19 protein-coding genes and 1 pseudogene are annotated in these 21,492 nt (G+C 60.1%); 12 read left to right on the forward strand and 8 right to left on the reverse strand.

Translation table 11 applies throughout. The features are described from left to right. Positions 1-52: 52 nt before the first annotated feature. The 3 genes from relA to CKW26_RS28730 all read left to right on the forward strand — a co-directional run bounded on the left by relA (position 53) and on the right by CKW26_RS28730 (position 3,826). Complete coding sequence (relA, locus tag CKW26_RS28720) at positions 53-2,296, forward strand: GTP diphosphokinase (RefSeq protein WP_077574114.1); 2,244 nt, start codon at positions 53-55, stop codon at positions 2,294-2,296. A gap of 128 nt (positions 2,297-2,424) precedes the next feature. Further along, the gene (gene mazG, locus CKW26_RS28725; RefSeq protein ID WP_007917475.1) at positions 2,425-3,258 is read left to right on the forward strand and encodes a nucleoside triphosphate pyrophosphohydrolase; all 834 of its coding nucleotides are present in this window, start codon (positions 2,425-2,427) and stop codon (positions 3,256-3,258) included. Positions 3,259-3,283: 25 nt separating this feature from the next. Beyond that, complete coding sequence (locus CKW26_RS28730; protein WP_016987455.1) at positions 3,284-3,826, forward strand: DUF2058 domain-containing protein; 543 nt, start codon at positions 3,284-3,286, stop codon at positions 3,824-3,826. A 70-nt stretch (positions 3,827-3,896) separates the two neighbouring features. Here the strand turns inward: CKW26_RS28730 and CKW26_RS28735 are convergent, their stop codons facing one another. The 6 genes from CKW26_RS28735 to CKW26_RS28760 form a co-directional block, all read right to left on the reverse strand. Then, positions 3,897-4,085 carry a hypothetical protein gene (locus tag CKW26_RS28735; protein ID WP_077574113.1) on the reverse strand — a complete coding sequence of 63 codons (189 nt, stop codon included), beginning with the start codon at positions 4,083-4,085 and terminating at the stop codon, positions 3,897-3,899. Between the two features lie 391 nt (positions 4,086-4,476). After that, positions 4,477-5,697 (reverse strand): beta-ketoacyl-ACP synthase I, encoded by a 1,221-nt coding sequence (gene fabB, locus CKW26_RS28740; protein ID WP_007968959.1) that lies wholly within the window; start codon positions 5,695-5,697, stop codon positions 4,477-4,479. Positions 5,698-5,708: 11 nt separating this feature from the next. Further along, positions 5,709-6,224 (reverse strand): 3-hydroxyacyl-[acyl-carrier-protein] dehydratase FabA, encoded by a 516-nt coding sequence (fabA, locus tag CKW26_RS28745; protein WP_003227150.1) that lies wholly within the window; start codon positions 6,222-6,224, stop codon positions 5,709-5,711. Positions 6,225-6,471: 247 nt separating this feature from the next. Beyond that, entirely contained in the window at positions 6,472-8,376 is a 1,905-nt protein-coding gene (locus tag CKW26_RS28750; RefSeq protein WP_095051065.1) for an ATP-binding protein, read from the reverse strand. Next, the gene (locus CKW26_RS28755) at positions 8,373-9,305 is read right to left on the reverse strand and encodes an ABC transporter substrate-binding protein (RefSeq protein WP_095051066.1); all 933 of its coding nucleotides are present in this window, start codon (positions 9,303-9,305) and stop codon (positions 8,373-8,375) included. The genes CKW26_RS28750 and CKW26_RS28755 overlap by 4 nt, the downstream gene beginning before the upstream one ends. Position 9,306: 1 nt before the next feature. After that, positions 9,307-11,430, reverse strand: a complete 2,124-nt coding sequence (locus CKW26_RS28760) for a TonB-dependent siderophore receptor (protein WP_095051067.1) — start codon at positions 11,428-11,430, stop codon at positions 9,307-9,309. A gap of 196 nt (positions 11,431-11,626) precedes the next feature. On the opposite strand from CKW26_RS28760, the gene CKW26_RS28765 reads away from it, so the two are divergent. The 9 genes from CKW26_RS28765 to CKW26_RS28805 all read left to right on the forward strand — a co-directional run bounded on the left by CKW26_RS28765 (position 11,627) and on the right by CKW26_RS28805 (position 19,802). Beyond that, positions 11,627-12,652, forward strand: a complete 1,026-nt coding sequence (locus CKW26_RS28765) for an NAD(P)H-dependent glycerol-3-phosphate dehydrogenase (RefSeq protein WP_090285290.1) — start codon at positions 11,627-11,629, stop codon at positions 12,650-12,652. 21 nt (positions 12,653-12,673) lie between these two features. Beyond that, entirely contained in the window at positions 12,674-13,021 is a 348-nt protein-coding gene (locus tag CKW26_RS28770) for a DUF4389 domain-containing protein (RefSeq protein ID WP_008087808.1), read from the forward strand. Further along, entirely contained in the window at positions 13,018-13,470 is a 453-nt protein-coding gene (gene sixA, locus CKW26_RS28775; protein ID WP_095051068.1) for a phosphohistidine phosphatase SixA, read from the forward strand. The genes CKW26_RS28770 and sixA overlap by 4 nt, the downstream gene beginning before the upstream one ends. A 209-nt stretch (positions 13,471-13,679) precedes the next feature. After that, positions 13,680-15,335 (forward strand): AMP-binding protein, encoded by a 1,656-nt coding sequence (locus tag CKW26_RS28780; RefSeq protein WP_095051069.1) that lies wholly within the window; start codon positions 13,680-13,682, stop codon positions 15,333-15,335. 31 nt (positions 15,336-15,366) lie between these two features. After that, positions 15,367-15,810 (forward strand): hotdog fold thioesterase, encoded by a 444-nt coding sequence (locus CKW26_RS28785; RefSeq protein ID WP_095051070.1) that lies wholly within the window; start codon positions 15,367-15,369, stop codon positions 15,808-15,810. Positions 15,811-16,100: 290 nt separating this feature from the next. Then, the gene (locus tag CKW26_RS28790; RefSeq protein WP_095051071.1) at positions 16,101-16,907 is read left to right on the forward strand and encodes an alpha/beta fold hydrolase; all 807 of its coding nucleotides are present in this window, start codon (positions 16,101-16,103) and stop codon (positions 16,905-16,907) included. Beyond that, on the forward strand, positions 16,904-17,758 hold the full coding sequence (locus CKW26_RS28795) for an alpha/beta hydrolase (RefSeq protein ID WP_095051072.1): 855 nt from the start codon (positions 16,904-16,906) through the stop codon (positions 17,756-17,758). The genes CKW26_RS28790 and CKW26_RS28795 overlap by 4 nt, the downstream gene beginning before the upstream one ends. Positions 17,759-17,873: 115 nt before the next feature. Beyond that, entirely contained in the window at positions 17,874-18,680 is an 807-nt protein-coding gene (locus CKW26_RS28800; protein WP_093442271.1) for a DUF4892 domain-containing protein, read from the forward strand. A gap of 69 nt (positions 18,681-18,749) precedes the next feature. Next, a complete protein-coding gene (locus CKW26_RS28805; protein ID WP_093442276.1) occupies positions 18,750-19,802 on the forward strand; it encodes an AI-2E family transporter in 1,053 nt (350 codons plus the stop codon). A gap of 570 nt (positions 19,803-20,372) precedes the next feature. Here CKW26_RS28805 and xopAW read toward each other — a convergent pair. Beyond that, the gene (gene xopAW / locus CKW26_RS28810; RefSeq protein ID WP_095051073.1) at positions 20,373-21,236 is read right to left on the reverse strand and encodes a XopAW family type III secretion system calcium-binding effector; all 864 of its coding nucleotides are present in this window, start codon (positions 21,234-21,236) and stop codon (positions 20,373-20,375) included. Positions 21,237-21,395: 159 nt separating this feature from the next. Beyond that, positions 21,396-21,492: pseudogene (locus tag CKW26_RS28815) on the reverse strand (IS110 family transposase); the annotation flags it as partial.

Raw genomic sequence — 21,492 nt, forward strand, 5'->3', positions numbered from 1 at the left:
AGGATCAGCGATTTGACGCATTGAATCTGCGTCGTAGGGAAGGTAAAGCAAGATGGTACAGGTGAGAGCACACCAGCCGATCAACACTGACGGCAGTATCAATCTCGAGGCTTGGCTCGATCACGCGGTCAGTGTCGATCTGGCACTGGATCGCGAAGCCTTGAAAGAAGCCTGCGAGTTCGCTCGCGAGGCCGAACAACAATCCAATGCCAGGAAGAATCTGTGGGCCGAAGGCTCCGGCAGCTTCAGTACTGGCCTGGAAATCGCCGAGATTCTCGCCGACCTCAAGCTCGATCAGGATTCGCTGGTCGCAGCGGTCCTGTATCGCGGCGTGCGTGAAGGCCAGATCGAACTCGCGGCCGTCGGCCAGCGCTTCGGCCCGGTGGTGGCCAAACTGATCGACGGCGTGCAGCGCATGGCCGCCATCAGTGCCAGCCTCAGCCCGCGTCAGTCGATGGTTATGGGCACGCAAGGGCAGGTGGAAAACCTGCGCAAGATGCTGGTGGCGATGGTCGATGACGTTCGCGTTGCCCTGATCAAACTCGCCGAACGCACCTGCGCCATTCGTGCGGTGAAAACCGCCGACGACGAAAAGCGTAACCGCGTCGCCCGCGAAGTCTTCGACATTTATGCGCCGCTCGCGCACCGCCTCGGCATCGGTCATATCAAATGGGAACTGGAGGACTTGTCCTTCCGTTATCTCGAGCCGGATCAATACAAGCAGATTGCCAAGTTGCTCCACGAGCGACGGCTGGACCGTGAGCGTTTCATCGCCGATGTGATGACCCAGCTCAAGGATGAATTGCAAGCCACCGGCGTCGATGCCGACATCAGCGGCCGGGCCAAACACATCTATTCCATCTGGCGCAAAATGCAACGCAAGGGTCTGGAATTCAGCCAGATCTACGACGTGCGTGCGGTGCGCGTGCTGGTCCCGGAAATGCGCGACTGCTACACCGCGCTGGGTATCGTCCACACCTTGTGGCGGCACATCCCGAAAGAATTCGACGACTATATCGCCAACCCGAAAGAGAACGGCTACCGCTCGCTGCACACGGCGGTGATCGGCCCTGAGGGTAAAGTGCTCGAGGTGCAGATCCGTACGCACTCGATGCACGAAGAAGCCGAGCTCGGCGTCTGCGCGCACTGGCGCTACAAGGGCACCGACGTCAAATCCGGCTCGAACCACTACGAAGAGAAAATCTCCTGGCTGCGACAGGTCCTCGAGTGGCACGAAGAGCTGGGCGATATCGGTGGTCTGGCCGAACAACTGCGCGTCGATATCGAGCCGGATCGGGTCTACATCTTCACCCCCGATGGCCACGCCATCGACTTGCCGAAGGGCGCGACACCGCTGGACTTCGCTTATCGCGTGCACACCGAGATCGGCCACAACTGCCGTGGCGCGAAGATCAACGGGCGCATCGTGCCGCTCAACTACAGCCTGCAGACCGGTGAGCAGGTCGAGATCATCACCAGCAAGCACGGTACGCCGAGCCGCGACTGGCTGAACTCGAATCTCGGTTACGTCACTACCTCGCGGGCGCGGGCGAAGATCGTTCACTGGTTCAAATTGCAGGCGCGCGATCAGAACGTTGCCGCCGGTAAAACCCTGATCGAGCGCGAACTGACGCGCCTCGGCCTGCCAGCGGTGGACTTCGACAAGCTGGCCGACAAGGCCAACATGAAAACCGCCGAAGACATGTTCGCCGCCCTCGGTGCCGGCGACCTGCGTCTGGCGCAACTGGTCAACCTCGCGCAGCAACTGGTCGAACCGGAACGCGGCAACGAGCAGCTAGAACTGATTCCGCGCAAGGCCACCGGCTACAAACCGGGCAAGCGTGGCGATATTCAGATTCAGGGCGTCGGCAACCTGATGACGCAGATGGCCGGCTGCTGCCAGCCGCTGCCGGGCGATGCGATCGTTGGTTACATCACTCAGGGTCGTGGCGTGAGCATTCACCGTCAGGACTGCGCCTCGGTGCTGCAACTGGGCGGACGCGAGCCGGAGCGGATCATCCAGGTCAGCTGGGGCCCGGTGCCGGTGCTCACCTACCCGGTGGACATTGTCATCCGCGCCTACGACCGTTCCGGTCTGCTGCGTGACGTCTCGCAGGTATTGCTCAACGAGCGCATCAACGTGCTGGCGGTCAACACCCGCTCGAACAAGGAAGACAACACCGCGCTGATGTCCCTGACCATTGAGATCCCGGGACTGGATGCACTGGGGCGGTTGCTCGGGCGGATTTCGCAGTTGCCGAACATCATCGAAACGCGGCGTAACCGTACTCCGTGAAGATGGCATTGATCCAATGTGGGAGCTGGCTTGCCAGCGATGCAGACAACTCGGTCTTTCAGGAACATCGAGGTGATGCAATCGCTGGCAAGCCAGCTCCCACAGGGTTTTGTGGTGAGAGATAAATGATGTACAGCCTTGAAGACCTGCTCCACCTCATGAACCGTCTGCGCGATCCACAGTACGGTTGCCCGTGGGACATCAAGCAAACCTACGCGACCATCGTCCCGCACACCCTCGAAGAAGCCTACGAAGTGGCCGATGCCATCGAACGTGGCGACTTCGATCATTTGCAGGGCGAGTTGGGCGATCTGCTGTTCCAGGTGGTGTATTACAGCCAGTTGGCCAAGGAAGAAGGGCGCTTCGAATTTGCCGGGGTGATCGACAGCATCACCCGCAAACTGATCCGTCGTCATCCCCACGTGTTCCCCACCGGTGATCTCTACGCACCGCTGGATGTGCCGCGCTTGAGTGAAGAACAGGTCAAGCAGCGCTGGGAAGAGATCAAGGCTGAAGAGCGCGCCGAGAAATCTGCCGCGCCCGAGCAACTGTCACTGCTCGATGACGTGCCGGCGACGTTGCCGGCATTGTCGCGTTCGGCCAAGTTGCAGAAGCGCGCAGGCCAGGTCGGTTTCGACTGGCCAGACGCCTTGCCGGTGCTCGACAAGGTGCGTGAAGAACTCGATGAAGTCCTCGAAGCCATGTCCGAAAACGATCCCGTCGCCGTGGCTGACGAGATCGGCGATCTGCTGTTTTCCGTGGTCAACCTGGCCCGGCATCTGAAGGTCGACCCGGAAACTGCGCTGCGTGGCGCCAACGGCAAGTTCGAAAGACGTTTCCGATTTATCGAACAGGCATTGCGCGACACCCACCGTCCCATAGAAGATTGCACCCTCGAAGAGTTGGACGCCCTGTGGGGTGAAGCCAAACGTCAGGAAAAGAATTTGCCCGGCTGCGGCTGAGCCACTGCCCAAGTGAGTAAGCACCATGAGTATTTCCCTTCGCGACCAGTTGCTCAAAGCAGGCCTGGTCAACCAAAAGCAGGCCAAGCAGGTCAGCAAGGACAAGCAGAAGCAGCAACGTCTGGCGCACAAAGGTCAGATCGAACTGGATGACTCGCAGCAGCGTGCCGCCCAGGAAGCCATGGCTGAGAAGGTCAAGCGTGACCAGGAGCTGAACCGCCAGCAGAAAGAGAAAGCCGAAGCCAAGGCGCGTGCAGCACAGGTCAAGCAACTGATCGAAGTCTCGCGTCTGCCGAAGCTGACCACCGAGGACTACTACAACTTCGTCGACGACAAGAAGGTCAAGCGCATCTCGGTCAACACGCTGATGCGCAACAAGCTCAGCAGCGGTTCGCTGGCGATCGTGCACCATGCCGGCGGCTACGAAGTGATCCCGCGTGAAGCGGCCCTGAAGATCCAGGAGCGCGATCCACAGCGCATCGTCCAGCTCAACGTGCAGACCGAAGAGGTCAGCACCGAGGACGATCCGTACGCGGCGTATCAGATCCCTGATGATCTGATGTGGTAAATCGATAAAGCTGTAATAACGACAAACCCCGCTCATGGCGGGGTTTGTCGTTTTCAATGCTGTGGTTGAATCAGGAGGAACGGGTTTCGCGTTGTTGCTCTTGCACTTCGAGTTCGGCCTTGTAGTTGTGGGCATCGATCTCGTTGTGGAACATGCCGACCAGCAAGTCTTGTTGATGCACGTCCCAGATGCGGATACCGGCGGCTACGCCTTCGTGGGACATGTGTGAATCGTCGCGTTCAGTTACTTTTACAGTCATCTGCTAGCTCCAAATCTCAAGTTATCTGCACCAAGGCGTGTGCAGGACTCTTTTATATGATTTGTTAGCTTGCTAAGTAAACGCTTGATTTGCGCAAGGTGTTATTGCGTTTTTTGCAACAGTGCTGCAGCCCGCGCAATCCGCGACATTCGGTCGCAGGGCGGTAAGTTTCATGACAGAAGTTTCATCTCCAGAACGCTCTGGATCCCTGTGGGAGCTGGCTTGCCAGCGATGACGTCGGCACAGCAAGCATCTTCGTTGCCTGACACTCCGCTATCGCTGGCAAGCCAGCTCCCACAGGGATCAGCGGTGTCCCGGCTATTTTCTACAGACGAAAAAAAACGCCCCGAACCAGTCGGGGCGTTTTCATGTGTGGCTCAAGCGGGGGGAATTACTTGCCTTCCCAGCGCTTCAGTACCAGCGTGGCGTTGGTGCCGCCGAAGCCGAAGCTGTTGCTCATCACAGTGTTGATGGTGGCGTTCTCGCGGGTCTTGGTCAGCACCGGCAGGTCGGCCACTTCAGGGTCCAGCTCGTCGATGTTGGCGGAGCCGGCAATGAAGTTGCCTTCCATCATCAGCATGCAGTAGATCGCTTCGTGAACGCCGGCGGCGCCCAGGGAGTGACCGGACAGGCTCTTGGTCGAGCTGATCGCCGGTGCCTTGTCGCCGAACACTTCACGCACACCTTTCATTTCCGCGACGTCGCCGACCGGAGTCGAGGTGCCGTGGGTGTTCAGGTAGTCGATCGGCGTATCAACGGTGGACATCGCCATCTGCATGCAGCGGATCGCGCCTTCGCCACTTGGGGCAACCATGTCGTAGCCGTCGGACGTTGCGCCGTAGCCAACGATTTCGGCGTAGATTTTCGCGCCACGGGCCAGAGCGTGTTCCAGCTCTTCAACCACGACCATGCCGCCACCGCCAGCGATGACGAAACCGTCACGGTCGGCGTCGTAGGCACGGGAAGCTTGTTCTGGGGTGTCGTTACGCTTGCTGGACAGAGCGCCCATTGCGTCGAACAGGAACGACTGGCTCCAGTGCTCTTCTTCACCGCCACCGGCGAAAACGATGTCCTGTTTGCCCATCTGGATCTGTTCCATGGCAGTACCGATGCAGTGAGCACTGGTGGCGCAGGCAGATGCGATGGAGTAGTTCAGGCCTTTGATCTTGAATGGCGTGGCCAGGCAAGCGGAAACGGTGCTGCTCATGGTCCGCGTTACACGATACGGGCCAACGCGCTTGACGCCTTTCTCGCGCAGGATGTCCAGCGCTTCCATCTGGTTCAGCGTGGAAGCACCACCGGAACCAGCGATCAGGCCGGTACGCGGGTTGGACACTTGCTCTTCGGTCAGGCCGGAGTCAGTGATGGCGTCTTTCATGGCCAGGTAGGCGTACGCGGCTGCGTGGCCGACGAAGCGATAGATCTTGCGATCGATCAGTTCTTCAAGGTTGAGGTCGATGGAGCCGGAAACCTGGCTACGCAGACCCATTTCAGCATATTCCGGGTTGAACCGGATGCCAGGGCGGCTTGCACGCAGGTTAGCGGAGACGGTCTCTTTGTCATTGCCCAGGCACGAAACGATGCCCAGACCAGTGATAACGACGCGGCGCATGCGAATAACCCTTAGAAGTTGTCAGTGGAGGTGAACACGCCGACGCGAAGGCCTTCGGCGGTGTAGATTTCGCGACCGTCGACAGTCACCGAACCATCGGCAATGGCCAGGTTCAGCTTGCCCTTGAGGACGCGTTTGATATGAATGTTGTAAGTAACTTTCTTGGCGGTCGGCAGCACCTGACCGAAGAACTTCACTTCGCCTGAACCCAGCGCACGGCCACGGCCCGGCAGGCCTTGCCAGCCCAGGAAGAAACCGACCAGTTGCCACATGGCATCCAGACCCAGACAGCCCGGCATCACCGGATCGCCTTCGAAGTGGCACGCGAAGAACCACAGGTCAGGGTTGATATCCAGCTCGGCGACCAATTCACCTTTGCCGTACTTGCCGCCTTCTTCGCTGATCAGGGTGATGCGATCGACCATCAGCATGTTCGGGGCGGGCAGTTGCGCGTTACCTGGGCCGAACAGCTCACCGCGACTGCAGCGCAGCAGATCTTCCCGAGTAAAGGCGTTTTGTTTGGTCATGCGAGCTCCTCAATAATCCCATGCGGCAGGTGGGGCAAATCTTCCCGACCGTTCGAAGCGTTCATGCCTCGAACCGGCAGCCTACTCATAGACTATTGCGTTGTGGTGAAAGTCACAGCACCAAGGACATGAATGTACACTTGTGCACTGAAATTTTTATTCAAGCCCCTTTTGAGGCTCGTTCGGGTGCCTAAGACTGCCGCACTTTCGCTTTTCACGCCAGTCGCAGATGGTCGAAAGGCCCACACTACGACACCCAGCGCTGCAGAATCTGCTGCAGATCATTACGTTTGAACGGCTTCGCCAGATAATCGTTCATGCCCGCCGACAGGCAGGTTTCCCGGTCGCCCTGCAAGGCGTTGGCGGTCAGCGCGATGATCGGCACTTCGCTGCGTCCGGGTAGCAGTCGGATCTGCCGGGTAGCCTCGTAGCCATCGATGATCGGCAAACGGCAATCCATCAGAATCACTTCAAAGTCGCTGCCCTCGGCGCTGCGCACGGCCTGTGCGCCATCGGTAGCAACACTGACAGTAAAGCCCAGACTGCGCAGCATCGCTTCAATAACTGTCTGGTTCACTGGATTGTCTTCGACCAGCAAGACATTGCGTCCTTCACCATGCTCTTTTCCGTTCAGTGCACGCGGCGCAGCCAGGGGCGGCAGCGCCTGCTTATAGAGTGCCAGCGGAATTTCCAGAGTGAATACCGAACCGCGACCTTCCTCGCTCTGCGCGCGCAAGGTGCCGCCCATGCGTTCGGCCAGCGTGCGGGCGATCGGCAGACCGAGACCGGTGCCGCCATAGCGCCGTGAAATCGAACTGTCGGCCTGCTGGAAGGCATTGAACATCAACTCCAGACTTTCAGAAGAAATACCGATGCCGCTGTCACGCACCGAACAGGTGAACCACAGCAATTCGTGATCCAGCGATTGCCACTGCGCCTCGATGCTGACCCGGCCCTGTTCGGTGAATTTCAGCGCATTGCCAACCAGGTTGACCAGAATCTGCCGGATCCGCGTCGGATCGCCCTGCACCTGCAAACCGCGCATGTCGTCCGGGATCCGCAGATTCAGCGCCAGCCCTCGCTGTACCGCACTGTGCTGGAACGACTGCGCGCAGGCGCTGATCAGTTCGGCGAGGTTGAAGGGGATGTGCTCCAGTTCCAGCTCCGAGCGTTCGATGCGCGAGAAGTCGAGAATATCGTTGATGACTTTCAGCAGGTGTTCGGTGGACTCCGAGGCGAGTGCGGCGTATTCGACCTGCTCCTCGGTCATCTCGGTGGTTTCCAGCAGTTGCAGCATACCCAGCACGCCGTTCATGGGCGTGCGCAGTTCGTGGCTCATCATCGCCAGGAAGTCCGACTTGGCGTTGTTGGCCTTTTCCGCCTCTTCGCGGGTCTGAATCAGTTGCGCCATGGCTTGATGCTGCTCACGGCTGGCCTGTTCCAGCGCTTGAGCGAGGTTATTGATGTGCTGCGACAGCGCGCCCAGTTCGGTGTCATCGACAATCGGTAGCGGCGTTTTGTAATCGCCGTCCTGAATCGCCTTGACCGCATCGCCGATGTCGCGAATCGGCTGCGACAGGCTGCCGGCCAGGCGTCGTGCCAATACAAAAGTGAAGAGCAGGGCGAACAGCGCGAGAATCCCGGCCTTGAACAGAATCTCCTGCTGGCGCTGGCTGAAGGCATCGTTGGATAAGCCGACGATCACTCGGCCCAGATAGTCCTCGCTGGCCCCGCCGTTGCTGACCTTGCCGTCCTGAAAGAAATCATTGTGCAGGGCGATGCGTTGCAGGCGCACCGGTGCCTGAAACACTTCAACCTGATGCGGGCGGCTGTGCGCGGCGGCGGGCTGTTCGACGTACACCAGAATCCGGTTGGCGCTGTCCTGTATTTCGAGAAAGCGCACGTTGGGCGTGGTCAGTGTCGCTTTGAGCAGGCTTTCCAGCACTTCGTTATTGCCGGAAATCACCCCGTATTCAGTGGCGGGTGCCAGTTGGTTGGCGATCAGTTGGCCGGTGTGGTTCAGCTCCTGGCGCAAATCCTGAATGCGCACAAAGGTAAAGAAGCTGATCAACAACAGGGTCAACAACAGCGCCGGGCCCAGACTGATCAGCTGGGTGCGGGTGTTGATGTCCCAACGGCGACGAAAACTCATGGGCGGCGTTCTCCTTCAGCCAGCGCTTGGGCGACAGACGCTTCATTTAGCGGCTCGATCCCTAGGGAACGAGCGACCTGCGCATTACTTGAGACTTTAAAACGTGCGGGGTAAAGCGTTCGCGGCCAACTGGCCGGCGATTGGTCGAGCAAATGATCGAGCACGGCCAGCCAGTCGTTCTGATCGCTGTAGGTACTCGCCAGGCTGCCGGCGCGGACGAACGCCACGTTGGGACCGACCAGCGCGACTTGCCGTGAATAGCTGCTGAGCAGCAGGTTTTTCGCGGTTTTCGGGTTGTACAGATCGGGGTCGTCGAGGCCGAGTAACACATCGCTGTTCTTCAGCACGGTTTGCAGCGGGCGGCTGTCGTGGATGTTGTCCCAGCGCTGGCTGACGATTTGCAGGTTCAGTGGTTCGGCGGCGAGATTGAGTTCCTTGAGGAGGAATTCGCTGTGTTGATCGAAGAGCACGCCGATCCGCTGGGCCTGGGGCAGAATGCGTCGGATCAACTGCAACTGGCGGCTCAGCGGTGGATCACTCCACAGCAAACTCAGGTGCGCCGGTTGCGCGCTGCCGAGGCGCTGGCGCGCTTGCAGACGACTGATGCGCAGCACCAGCGTTGCCGGGCCTTGGGGGTCTTGCAGGCGCCAGTCGAGGCTCGGCAGGTCGAGCAGAATCAGGCGCAGACTGGCAGGCAGTTTTCCCGGTGCCGGCAGACTGGCCAACGGCTGGAAACGCACGTTGTCAGTCGGACGCAATTCGCTGAGTGCCTGGACGAATGCTTGCACGCCAGGACTTTCCTCGGCACCGGTCAACAGAATATCGGCGGCTTGCACCGCCATGCCATGCAGCCATGCGGTCAGAAACAGGCAAAACCCGGCCAGCCAGTGGCCAAGGGTTGGCAGCTTCCGTGACGGCCCGTAGCGCATCCTAGAACTCCAGCTCAGCGCTGAAATACATCACCCGACGCTCGTCGTAATTATTGTCGACGAAGGTGGTCGGCTCATGGTCGAGGCGCTGTTGCAGCACGCCGGCCAGTTGCAGCTGGGCTTTGCCCAGCGGGATGCGTTTGGCGATGCGTGTGTCGACCCGCTCGAAACGGTAGCCATTGAGCGCGTTGTCGCCGTAATAGAAGAGGGCGCTGTTCCAGCCATGGCCCCAATCGCGCAGCCAACCGGCCGAACCGCTATTGCGTGAGGTGAATTGTTGATCCAGCGGATTGCTCGCTTCGGCATCGACGAAGGCGTAGGTGAACCGCAAGCGGTCGGCCAGGCTCACGCGCCAGTCGAGCTGGGTTTCGGTGCCACGAAACCGCGAGCTGTTAGCGTTGCTGGCGATGTATTGGTTGTTACGCAGCGGCTCACTGATCATTCCGGTGATCTCGTCGTAGAACAGCTTCACATCCAGGGCCAGACCCAGCTCGGCGAAATAGCCGTTGTAGCCCAGCTCCCGTGAGCGCATGTGCTCCTGATCGAGATCGCCCGGGCCGCGTGTCTTGACGAAGTAACGCGCCGACGACTGGCCGTAAGCCGAAGGCCGCAGGTTGCTGACCTGATAGCTCCAGTTGACGTTGTTCTCGAACATGTCCGGCGAGCGGATCGCTTCCGAGTAAACCGCGCGCAGGCCGTGGCGCGGGTTGATCAGGTAATTGACGGCAAATCGCGGGGTCAGCGAACTGCCGATCAGTTGCGTGTTTTCGAACATCGCACCGCCCTGCAACAGCCAGTGCTCCGTGGCGCGCCATTCCAGTTGGCCGAACGCGCGCCACGTGGTGTCGTCCAGTGTGCCGTTGAAGTAGGTTTCGGAGTCGGCGCGGTCGTAACGATAGTTCATACCGCTGACCAGACGCAGGCTGTCGGACAGGCTGAGGGTGTCCTGCAATTCGAGGTCGTAACGCGATTCCCGCGCGCTCTGGTCGATGTCGCCGCACAGGGTGCGGCTGGCGCCGTTACGCCATTGCTCGAGCACCTGATTGGCCAGGGCCATTTCTTGCGGAGTGCCGGGCGCCGCGCCGGGGCCGGTGAAGCGGGTGATGTTGCGCGCCAGACGTTCGGTGTAATTCGGGTTGAGCTGCCACAGTTGCGTCAGCTCGGGGCTGAATGACACCTCGGCATCACAGGCGCGCCAGGTTTGCTGGCGATCCCAGTGTTGCGCCGAGCCTTGTATATAAAGGCTGTGCTCCGGGTTGATATCGAGGTTCCAGCGCACCGAGCCGGCGTAATCTTTGGCGACTACGTCGGAATTGTTCCCGGCGGCGGTAATCCCTGAGAACACCGGACGATAGGTGTAGGGCCGCTGGTTGCTGCCGTCCTTTGCATTGACCTGCCAGTCGAGGCTTTGGTTATCGCTGAGGGTGTGGCTGACCGCGAGACTGAAACGGTTCAAGCGGCGACTGTCACGATAATCGGCGCCGCTGCGATCGCTGTCGAAGCCGTCGTCTTCTTGCCCGGACAGCGACAGGCGCAGATCGCCGCCATTCCAGCCGGTGCCCTGGCTGGCGTAGAAATCGTTGATGCCGCGCTGACCACGGGTGTACTTCAGCCGTGTACCGTGGCTGTCCGCCGGGTTTCGCGTGATGATATTGACCACCGCCATCAGCGCGTTGGCGCCATAGCTGACAGTGTTGGGGCCGCGAAAAACTTCGATGCGCTCGATGTCTTCCATGGCCACCGGAATATCGCTCCAGTCCACCGTGGACAAACCGGCGCGGTACACCGAGCGGCCGTCGATCAGCACTTGCATGCGCCGTGCTTCGCTGGCGTTGGTGCCGTGGTAATTGACCGCCGCCTGATTGCCGCTGATGTTGCCGACCATCATCCCCGGCACCAGGCGCAGCAGTTCGCTGACATCGCGGGCGCCGCTGGCGTGGATCAGTTCGTTGTCAATTACGGTCATGCTCCCTGGCACTTCCGCCGGGGTTTGTTTCAGGCGCGTGGCAGTCAGCACCTGTGGCAGTGCTTCGTTGTCCATGAACAGGTCGTCGGCCAGCACTAGCGGGCTGAACAGCAGCGCCAGTAAGACGGACGAACGCGGGGACGCAGAGCCAAAAGACACGACACAACCTTGATAGCGAAGAATTGGCGCGCATGTTAACCGAGGGCAGTGACTTTTCCAGTCACGTTGCAGGCATTTTCCTAGGTTTTATTGGTCTTCTTCCTACAAGTGTCGGTAATTGTTGCTGGGGCTGGCCGCGCGTTGGCCGCCCCGTATAATGCCGGCATCGCCACTGGTATGGATTAACGGATTGCATATGACTGAACAGCGCCCGATTGCGGTCCTGGGAGGCGGAAGTTTTGGTACCGCCGTGGCCAATCTTTTGGCCGAGAACGGCCATCAAGTCCGGCAGTGGATGCGTGACCCCGAGCAGGCCGAGGCCATCCGGGTCAATCGCGAAAACCCGCGTTACCTCAAAGGCATCAAGATTCTGCCGGGGGTGACTGCCGTCACCGACCTGCAGGAAACCCTCGACGCCTGCGATTTGTGCTTTGTCGCGCTGCCGTCCAGCGCGTTGCGCACGGTGCTTGCCGCCCACGCCGAGCGGTTGAGCGGCAAGATGCTGGTCAGCCTGACCAAGGGCATCGAAGCCCAGACCTTCAAACTGATGAGCCAGATTCTCGAAGAGATCGCCCCGCAGGCGCGCATCGGCGTGTTGTCCGGGCCGAACCTGGCGCGCGAGATTGCCGAACACGCACTGACCGCCACCGTGGTCGCCAGCGAAGACGAAGAACTGTGTAAAGCCGTGCAAGCCGCGCTGCACGGTCGTACCTTCCGCGTTTATGCCAGCGCCGACCGTTTCGGTGTGGAACTGGGCGGGGCATTGAAAAACGTTTACGCGATCATCGCCGGCATGGCGGTGGCGCTGGAGATGGGCGAGAACACCAAGAGCATGCTGATCACCCGGGCACTGGCGGAAATGACCCGTTTTGCCGTGAATCAGGGCGCTAACCCCATGACCTTCCTCGGTCTGGCCGGTGTCGGCGATCTGATCGTGACCTGTTCGTCGCCGAAGAGTCGCAACTATCAAGTCGGTTTTGCGCTGGGTCAGGGCTTGAGTCTCGACGAAGCGGTGTCACGTCTCGGTGAAGTCGCTGAAGGGGTCAACACCTTGAAGGTGCTCAAGGCCAAGTCTCAGGAAGTCGGCGTGTACATGCCACTGGTCGCCGGGCTGCATGCGATCCTCTTTGAAGGACGCACGCTGGAGCAGGTGATCGGTCTACTGATGCGGGCCGAGCCGAAAACCGACGTCGACTTTATTTCCACCAGTGGTTTCAACTGAGTGAGCCGGGAGTAGCAAGCCATGAACGATCCGAAAACCGAAGCCAAGTACGAATCCATCCTTCTGCGCGTGTTGTGGATGATCGTCTACGTGCTGGTCTGGCAAGTGGCGCAGTTCATCCTCGGCGCGGTGGTGCTGGTGCAACTGATCTATCGTTTGATCTATGGCGCCCCGAGCGCCAGCCTGATGAATTTCGGCGACAGCCTGAGCCAGTTTCTGGCGCAGATCGGCCGTTTCGGCAGTTTCCACAGCGACCAGAAACCGTGGCCGTTCGCCGACTGGCCAACCCCGCGTACTCCGGAAGGTGAAGCGCCGCACGCCGTCGCACCGGCACCGCATCCGGTTCGAGATGAGGAACCCAAGCTATGAAACTCTGGGTATTACGTCACGGTGAAGCCGTGCCTTACGGCTCGTGCCCCGACTCCGAACGGGAACTGACCGATCACGGCCGTAAAGAAGTCTTGAACAGCGCGGCCCATTTGATCGGCCAACCGCTGACGGCGATCTACGCCAGCCCTTATCTGCGCGCGCAACAGACTGCGCAGATAGTTCGTGAGGCGCTGGGTTTCGAGCCGGAGATTCGCACGGTCGAGTGGCTGACGCCGGAGGTTGATCCGGATAAGGTCACCGATCAACTGGTGTCGGTGAGCAACGTCCTGCTGGTCAGTCACAACCCGCTGGTGGGCAATCTGCTGAGTTATCTGCAACATGGCGCCGGGTATCCGCCGGAGAAGGTCAGTACTGCCGGGTTGGCTGAGCTGGAAAGCCCTGAACTGCTGATCGGCTCGATGAACCTCAACAGCCTCAAACATCCCTGAAGTTGTCAACACCGACCCTGTAGGCCTTCGCCTGCTCGCGATAGCGGTATATCAGTCGCTATTTATGTTGACTGACAACCCGCTATCGCGAGCAGGCGAAGGCCTACAGGTACTGCGTACACCATGAAATTATTTGTGTGAATTTTCCAACCAAGCACTTGCTTGGTTGACTACGCTTGCTCCAGACCCAAAAAACAGGAGCGAGTCGCATGTCTGCCGCCTTCCGTTTGCCGCTGGACGTGTTCTACGAACGTGAAGCCCGGCACCCGCGCCAGCGCTTCCTCGTGCAGCCCATTGGCGGCGGCCAGGTCGAGACGCTGAGCTGGGCGGATGTCGGCCATCAGGCCCGCTGCGCCGCACATTGGTTGCGTGCGCGGGAGTTGCCGCAGGGCAGCCATATCGCCCTGATCTCGAAAAACTGCGCGCACTGGATCATCGCCGACCTGGCGATCTGGATGGCCGGGCACGTCTCGGTTCCGTTGTATCCCAACCTCACTGCCGACTCCGTTGCGCAAGTGCTCAATCATTCGGAAAGCGCGCTGGCCTTCATCGGCAAGCTCGACGACTGGCCGGGCATGTGCAAAGGCGTGCCGGCGGATCTGCCGACCATTAGTCTGCCACTGCACCCGCCCGGGGATTTCGATTTCAGTTGGGCGGACTTGCAGCGCAGCTCGCCAATTCAGGACGATCCACGTCCGGCGGCCGAGCAATTGGCGACGATCATTTACACCTCCGGCACCACCGGCCTGCCCAAAGGCGTGATGCACAGTTTTGCCAATCTCGGTTTCGCCACCACCCGCGGCACGCAACTGTTCGGGCTTAACGAGAACGATCGATTGCTCTCGTACTTGCCGCTGTGCCACGTCGCCGAGCGCATGTTCGTGGAACTGGCGTCGATCTACACCGGGCAGACGGTTTTCTTCGCCGAGAGCCTTGAGACCTTCATCACTGACCTGCAGCGAGCACGGCCGACCGCGATGTTCGGTGTGCCGCGCATCTGGACCAAATTCCAGATGGGCGTGTACAGCAAGATCCCGGCGAAACGTCTGGATTTTCTTCTCGGCCTGCCATTCATTGGCAAGCGCGTTGGTCACAAGGTACTGGCAGGCCTGGGGCTGGATGCTTTGCGCGTGGCGTTATCCGGCGCCGCGCCGGTGCCGCAGACCTTGCTCGCCTGGTATCAGAAACTTGGCCTGGATGTGCTGGAGGTCTACGGTATGACCGAGAGTTGCGGCTACTCGCACATCTGTCTGCCGGGGCAATACAAGCAGGGTTGGATCGGCAAGCCGTGTCCGGATGTCGAAGTACGCATCGATGAGTCGGGCGAGGTGCAGGTGCGCAGTCAGGCGAACATGCTCGGCTATTTCAAGGAACCGCAGAAAACCGCCGAAACGTTGACCGAGGACGGCTTTCTGCGCACCGGTGACAAGGGCGAACAGGATGCTGAAGGGCGCCTGCGACTGACTGGCCGACTCAAGGAGATCTTCAAGACCAGCAAGGGCAAATATGTTGCCCCGGCACCGATCGAAAATCGCTTGGCCGTGCATTCGCGGATTGAACAGGTGTGCGTGGTCGGTGATGGCCTGAGTGCGCCGCTGGGTTTGTGTGTGCTGTCCACGGTCAATCAGGAAGAGGGCCGGGCGAGCCTGCACTCGAGCCTGGAAAAACTCTTGGAGGAGGTCAACGCCGTACTCGACAAGCATGAACGCCTGCGCCGGTTGGTGGTGGTCAAGGACAGTTGGGCGGTGGAAAACGGCTTCCTCACGCCAACCCTGAAGATCAAGCGCAACGTCATCGAAGACACCTATGGCGCGCGTTTCGAAGAATGGAGCGAGCGCAGCGAGGCGGTGCTGTGGCAGGATTGAGCGACCACTAAAACAATAAAGGAAGTCTGCGATGAGCTTGTGGCGTACCACTCCGAACATCGAGCAGTTGAACGCAATCCAGAAGAACACCATCGGCGAAGTGCTGGACATCCGCTTCGAAGCGTTCGACGAAGAATCGCTGACCGCGAGCATGGTCATCGACCATCGTACCCATCAGCCCTACGGTTTGTTGCACGGCGGCGCCTCGGTGGTACTGGCGGAAACCGTCGGTTCGATGGCCAGCTATCTGTGCATCGATGCCAGCAAGTTTTACTGCGTGGGACTTGAGATCAACGCCAACCATCTGCGCGGCTTGCGCAGTGGGCGGGTGACGGCGGTGGCTAAGCCGATTCACATCGGTCGCACGACTCATGTGTGGGATATCCGTTTGACCAGCGATGAAGGCAAGGCCAGTTGTGTGTCGCGGTTGACCATGGCGGTGGTACCGCTGGGTGAGCAGCCACCCTCACCCTAACCCTCTCCCAGAGGGAGAGGGGACTGACCGGGCTGGATGTTCGAGTTGCGCCGACCTGAGTTATCGAGCCGAACTCAGGTTTTGAAACTCATGCAAATCTGCTCCCTTTCCCCTCGCCCCCTTGGGGGCGGTCCGACGTTTCGGGAGGGCTGGGGTGAGGGGGAAGCGATCTCCCTGACACACCATCACGCTGACCGGACTGTCATCATTCCTGGCAGTTACGGTCATTGCTGTAAGGCGCGGTCTTACGGACAATCAACGCCACGTTTCCCGCTCATGGATTTGCCCGTATGTCGCAACCAATCTTTTTCGCCCACGCCAACGGGTTTCCCTCGGGCACCTATGGCAAATTGTTCGCGGCGCTGGCGCCCGAGTACCGGGTTGCGCATCTGGAGCAGCATGCCCATGACCCGCGTTTCCCGGCGGATGACAATTGGTACAACCTCGTCGACGAGTTGATCCACCATTTGCAGCAGCAGGATCAGCCGGTGTGGGGCGTCGGCCATTCGTTCGGCGGCGTACTGCATTTGCACGCGGCGCTGCGTTGCCCTGAGCTGTATCGCGGCGTGGTGATGCTCGATTCGCCGGTGCTGACCCGCACTGATCAATGGGTGATTCGCGCGGCCAAGCGCTTTGGCTTCATCGACAGACTGACCCCGGCCGGCCGCACCCTGGGCCGGCGGGAAGAGTTCGCCGACCTCGACAGTGCGCGCAGCTATTTTGCTGGCAAGACACTGTTCCGTGGTTTCGATCCGGAATGCTTCGATGCCTACCTGCAACATGGTTTGCACCAGGTCGGCGACAAGCTGCGCCTGCGCTTCGATCCGGCGACCGAAATCAGCATCTATCGTGGCGTGCCGCATACCAGCCCTGGTCGTACCCGCCAATTACAGGTACCGCTGGCGGTGGTGCGCGGGCACAAGAGTCGCGTGGTCATGCGTCATCACACCCGTTTCGTTTCGCGTCTGGCCCAGGGCGAGGCGCTGAGCATGCCTGGCGGCCACATGTTCCCGCTTGAGCGGCCACAGGACACCGCACGACTATTGAAGAATCTGTTTACTCGCTGGGAAAACCGTCAGGACAAGGATTGCGCATGAGCCCGACCTTCGAAGAAGTGCGCCTGAGCCTGCCGCATATCGAGCTGGCCGCGCATTTGTTCGGCCCCGAGGACGGTCTGCCGGTGATTGCACTGCATGGCTGGCTCGACAATGCCAACAGCTTTGCCCGATTGGCGCCCAAACTCAAAGGCTTGCGCATCATTGCGTTGGACATGGCCGGGCACGGTCATTCCGGGCATCGGCCGAACGGCGCCGGCTATGCGCTGTGGGATTACGCCCATGACGTGCTGCAAGTCGCCGAACAACTGGGCTGGAAGCGTTTCGGCCTGCTTGGGCATTCGATGGGTGCCATCGTTTCCATGGTGCTGGCGGGGTCGCTGCCGGAACGCATCAGCCATCTGGCGCTGATCGACGGCGTCATTCCTCCTACAGACAAAGGCGAAAACGCCGCCGAGCGCATGGGCATGGCCCTGCAAGCGCAACTGGATCTGCGCGAGAAGCGCAAACCGGTTTACAGCACCCTCGACCGTGCCATCGAAGCGCGCATGAAAGGTCTGGTGGCGGTCAGCCGTGAGGCGGCTGAATTGTTGGCCCAGCGCGGTTTGATGCCGGTGCCCGGCGGTTACACCTGGCGCACCGACAATCGCCTGACCCTGCCATCGCCGCTGCGTCTGACCCAGGAACAGGCAATGGCTTTCGCGCTGCGGGTCAGTTGTCCGGCGCAGCTGGTGGTCGCGGCTGACGGCATGCTGGCCAAACATCCGGAGCTGCTGGAGCGTCTACCCTTTAGCCGGGAACAGTTGGCGGGCGGGCACCATTTGCACCTGAACGATGAGGCCGGGGCGATCCTTGTCGCAGACTGTTTCAATCGGTTCTTCGCCATTCCTTGACTTGCTGCGGGCAACTGTCGAGGCTGGGCGGGTTGAAATGGGAGACAACTACGATGGATTTCTATACCGCTGCGACCTCGAATTACCCAGTCATGCCGATCCGATGAGCCTGACTATGCGGTCACTCAGTCTGTTGGCACTGTGCTGTTTCAGTACCGTTTCGTTCGCCGCCGATGTGCCGGGCAGTCAGGATCTGCAGATCGTGCCGCGTCTGGCCGATGCACAGATCGTCGACTACCGCCCGCCTGTGGAGCTTGAGCGGATCTATCCGCTGGGTTCGATCCGCAAGATCAGCGGGCAGTTGCGTTTCGACGGCCAGGTCACCGCCCGTGGCCAGACCACTTCGGTGACCTACGAGTTGCCCCCCGAACACTCCGCCACCGAAGCTTTTACCGCCGCTCGTGAAGCCCTGCAAAAGCAGGACGCCGAATTGCTGTTCTGGTGTCAGGCGCGTGATTGCGGCGAAAGCAGCCTGTGGGCCAACGAGGTGTTCGGCAACGCCAAGTTGTACGGTGCTGACGAACAACAGGCGTATCTGTTGTTGAGACTGGCCGCACCGCGTGACAACACGCTGGTGGCGCTTTACAGCATCACGCGCGGCAACCGCAAAGCCTATCTGCATGTCGAACAGTTCGAGGCGGCTGCACCGTTGGGTGAGCTGCTGCCGACCTCGGCGACCCTGTTGCGTCAGTTGAAAAGCACCGGTGAGCTGGATTTTCCTGATCGCGTGAATGACCCGGACGATACATGGCTACGCCTGATTTCCCGTGGCCTTAATCTCGATACGACGTTGCGCGTGACGGTGTCCGGGCCGAAAGCCGAGGCCTGGCGACAGGCCCTGATCAATCAGGGCGTGCGGGCGGCACGCATGGAGACCGGCAGTGTCGAAGGCTCTGGCCTGCGCATCGATCTGTTGCGTTAAGCTGTTTCGGGCGAGCACGAACCGCGTGTTCGCCTACTCTTTGCCTGACTGACTTTTTCGAGACCTTACATGCTCAATAACGATCGCCTGCTGGTGCAGATCCTGCTGCTGGTGTTGTTTGGTGCCAGCCTCTGGGTGATGGCGCCGTTCTGGTCGGCCCTGTTCTGGGGCGCGGTGCTGGCATTCGCCAGTTGGCCGCTGATGCGTCTGTTGACCCGCTGGCTTAATGGCCGTGAGTCGCTGGCTGCGGGGATTCTGACGCTGGGCTGGATGCTGCTGGTGGCCGCGCCGCTGGTCTGGCTGGGGTTCAACGTGGGGGATCATGTGCGTGATGCCACGGCGTTCATCAAGGATGTGCAGGTCGACGGTCTGCCGGAAGCGCCGGTGTGGCTGGGGACTTTGCCGTTTGTGGGCGAGCGCCTGGTCGGGCTGTGGAACAGCATCGATCAGCAGGGCGCCGCGCTGATGGTGTCGATCAAACCTTATCTGGGGCAGGTCGGTAACTGGTTGCTGGCGCGCAGTGCGCAGATTGGTGGCGGGATTCTCGAGCTGACGTTGAGCATTGTCTTTGTGTTCTTTTTCTATCGTGACGGGCCTCGGCTGGCGGCGTTTGTGCACAGTCTGCTGGAGCGCTTGATCGGGGATCGTGCCGGGTATTACATCGAGTTGGTGGCGGGTACGGTGCAGCGGGTGGTCAACGGGGTGATCGGCACGGCGGCGGCGCAGGCGGTTCTGGCGTTGATCGGGTTTTTGATTGCCGGGGTGCCGGGGGCGCTGGTGCTCGGGATTGTCACCTTCCTGTTGAGTCTGATTCCGATGGGGCCGCCGTTGGTGTGGGTGCCGGCGACGGCCTGGCTGGCGTGGAAGGGTGAGTACGGGATGGCGGTGTTTCTCGGGATCTGGGGGACGTTCATCATCAGTGGCGTGGACAACGTGCTCAAGCCGTATTTGATCAGCCGCGGGGGGAATTTGCCGTTGGTGATTGTGTTGCTTGGGGTGTTTGGCGGATTGATTGCGTTTGGGTTTATCGGGTTGTTTATCGGGCCTACGTTGTTGGCGGTGGCTTATAGTTTGTTGACGGATTGGAGCAAGAGTCAGGGGCGGGTTGAGGAGCGGCGCTGATTTTTGTGGGCATATCCGTTGCTGCGGGTGTTGCTGATTAAGGTTCCGCCCTTACGGCGGGTCACTTTTTCCAGACGCCGGAATGCCGGCCCAGCGAAAAGTAACCAAAAAGGCTTGCTCCTACGTGCGGCCCGCTCGCTGGGGCTCGGGGTTCCTTCGCTGCGGGATCGATCCGGGCGCAGCGCCTACGGTTTGCTTCGCTGCACCTCCTCTCGCTGTGTTTGGCTGCGCCAAACGGTCGCTGCGCTCCCACGCCCGGATCAATCCCTCCACTCAGCCTTCCGACGTCGCTGGTGGATCAAGATCAAGAGCAGCAGCCGAGCTAACGCTCATCCTGTTGAGTGGTGAAGAGCGTGGAGTGTTCGGCGTTTGATTTGCGTTGTAGCTGCCCCTCACCCCAGCCCTCTCCCGAGGGAGAGGGGGCCGATGGTGGGCCTCTCAAATTTTGCGTTCAACTCGGACTTTCACGTCGGCGTAACTCTCCCAAACACCTCGATCAGTCCCCTCTCCCTCTGGGAGAGGGCTAGGGTGAGGGGCTTTTGATTGTCCGCGGCAAATAGTGTCGTCGACTCACGTCGCCACATTCAAATACTTGCCCACCGACGCCGTTTTCTCCAGCGAGTACTGTTTGCTCAGATTGGCAATCATGCGGTTCAGGGCTTCGGTGGTGCTCTGTGTCGAAGCGGTCTGTTCTTCGTCAGGTCGTTCACGGCCTGCCTGTAAAGCCGCTTTCAGCTCATCACTGCTCACGCCACCACTGTTGTCGCTATCGAGCACCTTGAGCAGCGCGGTGCTGGTGTCGGTACTGGTCGATGAGGTGCTGTTGCTGGTCTGCAGAGCGCTGCTTAATTCGTTAGCCGTCACGCTACCGTCGCCATCCGCATCAAGTTGGCTGAACAGTTCGTCGCTGTTGATGTGTGGCGGCGGTGGAGGTGGCGGGGGCAGGCTGGCGGTGAGTTCGTCCTGGCTGACGGTGCCGTCCTTGTTCTTGTCGAGGGCGGAGAAGATTTCGTTGCTGTCGGCAGTGCTGTCGGCAGTGCTGCCGGCGCTGGTCAGGCCGCTGCTCAGTTCGTCGCTGCTGATGGCGCCGTCACCGTCGCTGTCGAGGGCGCTGATCAGGGCGTCGGCGAGGTCGGTGTCCGGTGCTTGATCGTGTGGCGGTGGCGGGGGCGCCATGGCGGTCATTTCTTCGGCGCTGAGGCTGCCGCTGGCGTCGCTGTCCAGATCACCGAATTGTTTACTCAGGTTGACCAGCAGACCGTCGTCGTTCTTCTGCGACAGGGCGCTTTTCAGTTCGTCCTGATCCACCGCGCCGTCGCCGTTGCTGTCGAGTTTGGCGAACAGTTCTTTTTGCAGTTGCTGGCTACGGGCGTTTTGCGTGGAGGTACTGCTGGTGCTGGTATAGCTCGTGTAGTTGCTGACGCTACCGATCATCGGACTCACTCCCTGGAATGGAAAACCGGTGGGTGTACCGGCTTATGCAGCGTCGGGGCGCAAGTTGTCGGGGGTATGTGGGGTTTGTACCGGTGAGTACACACGATGCAATGAACACCCCCGAACCCTGTGGGAGATTCTATGGTTGAGGGGAAGCCCTCAACTGACTTTTGTCTGGTATTCGCTTTGCCCTTTCAGCAAGGCGAATACCACCCGAGCAAGTTTGCGAGCCAGCATCACCAACGCCTGCGTGGTG

The sequence above is a fragment of the Pseudomonas sp. Irchel s3h9 genome, from assembly GCF_900187475.1.
GTDB classification, from domain to species: Bacteria; Pseudomonadota; Gammaproteobacteria; order Pseudomonadales; family Pseudomonadaceae; genus Aquipseudomonas; species Aquipseudomonas neuropathica.

Bases quoted from the DNA above. Each gene is read 5' to 3' on its own strand.
- relA (WP_077574114.1), top strand. From the start codon at position 53: ATGGTACAGGTGAGAGCACACCAGCCGATCAACACTGACGGCAGTATC.
- mazG (WP_007917475.1), top strand. From the start codon at position 2,425: ATGTACAGCCTTGAAGACCTGCTCCACCTCATGAACCGTCTGCGCGAT.
- CKW26_RS28730 (WP_016987455.1), top strand. From the start codon at position 3,284: ATGAGTATTTCCCTTCGCGACCAGTTGCTCAAAGCAGGCCTGGTCAAC.
- CKW26_RS28735 (WP_077574113.1), bottom strand. From the start codon at position 4,085: ATGACTGTAAAAGTAACTGAACGCGACGATTCACACATGTCCCACGAA.
- fabB (WP_007968959.1), bottom strand. From the start codon at position 5,697: ATGCGCCGCGTCGTTATCACTGGTCTGGGCATCGTTTCGTGCCTGGGC.
- fabA (WP_003227150.1), bottom strand. From the start codon at position 6,224: ATGACCAAACAAAACGCCTTTACTCGGGAAGATCTGCTGCGCTGCAGT.
- CKW26_RS28750 (WP_095051065.1), bottom strand. From the start codon at position 8,376: ATGAGTTTTCGTCGCCGTTGGGACATCAACACCCGCACCCAGCTGATC.
- CKW26_RS28755 (WP_095051066.1), bottom strand. From the start codon at position 9,305: ATGCGCTACGGGCCGTCACGGAAGCTGCCAACCCTTGGCCACTGGCTG.
- CKW26_RS28765 (WP_090285290.1), top strand. From the start codon at position 11,627: ATGACTGAACAGCGCCCGATTGCGGTCCTGGGAGGCGGAAGTTTTGGT.
- CKW26_RS28770 (WP_008087808.1), top strand. From the start codon at position 12,674: ATGAACGATCCGAAAACCGAAGCCAAGTACGAATCCATCCTTCTGCGC.
- sixA (WP_095051068.1), top strand. From the start codon at position 13,018: ATGAAACTCTGGGTATTACGTCACGGTGAAGCCGTGCCTTACGGCTCG.
- CKW26_RS28780 (WP_095051069.1), top strand. From the start codon at position 13,680: ATGTCTGCCGCCTTCCGTTTGCCGCTGGACGTGTTCTACGAACGTGAA.
- CKW26_RS28785 (WP_095051070.1), top strand. From the start codon at position 15,367: ATGAGCTTGTGGCGTACCACTCCGAACATCGAGCAGTTGAACGCAATC.
- CKW26_RS28790 (WP_095051071.1), top strand. From the start codon at position 16,101: ATGTCGCAACCAATCTTTTTCGCCCACGCCAACGGGTTTCCCTCGGGC.
- CKW26_RS28795 (WP_095051072.1), top strand. From the start codon at position 16,904: ATGAGCCCGACCTTCGAAGAAGTGCGCCTGAGCCTGCCGCATATCGAG.
- CKW26_RS28800 (WP_093442271.1), top strand. From the start codon at position 17,874: ATGCGGTCACTCAGTCTGTTGGCACTGTGCTGTTTCAGTACCGTTTCG.
- CKW26_RS28805 (WP_093442276.1), top strand. From the start codon at position 18,750: ATGCTCAATAACGATCGCCTGCTGGTGCAGATCCTGCTGCTGGTGTTG.
- xopAW (WP_095051073.1), bottom strand. From the start codon at position 21,236: ATGATCGGTAGCGTCAGCAACTACACGAGCTATACCAGCACCAGCAGT.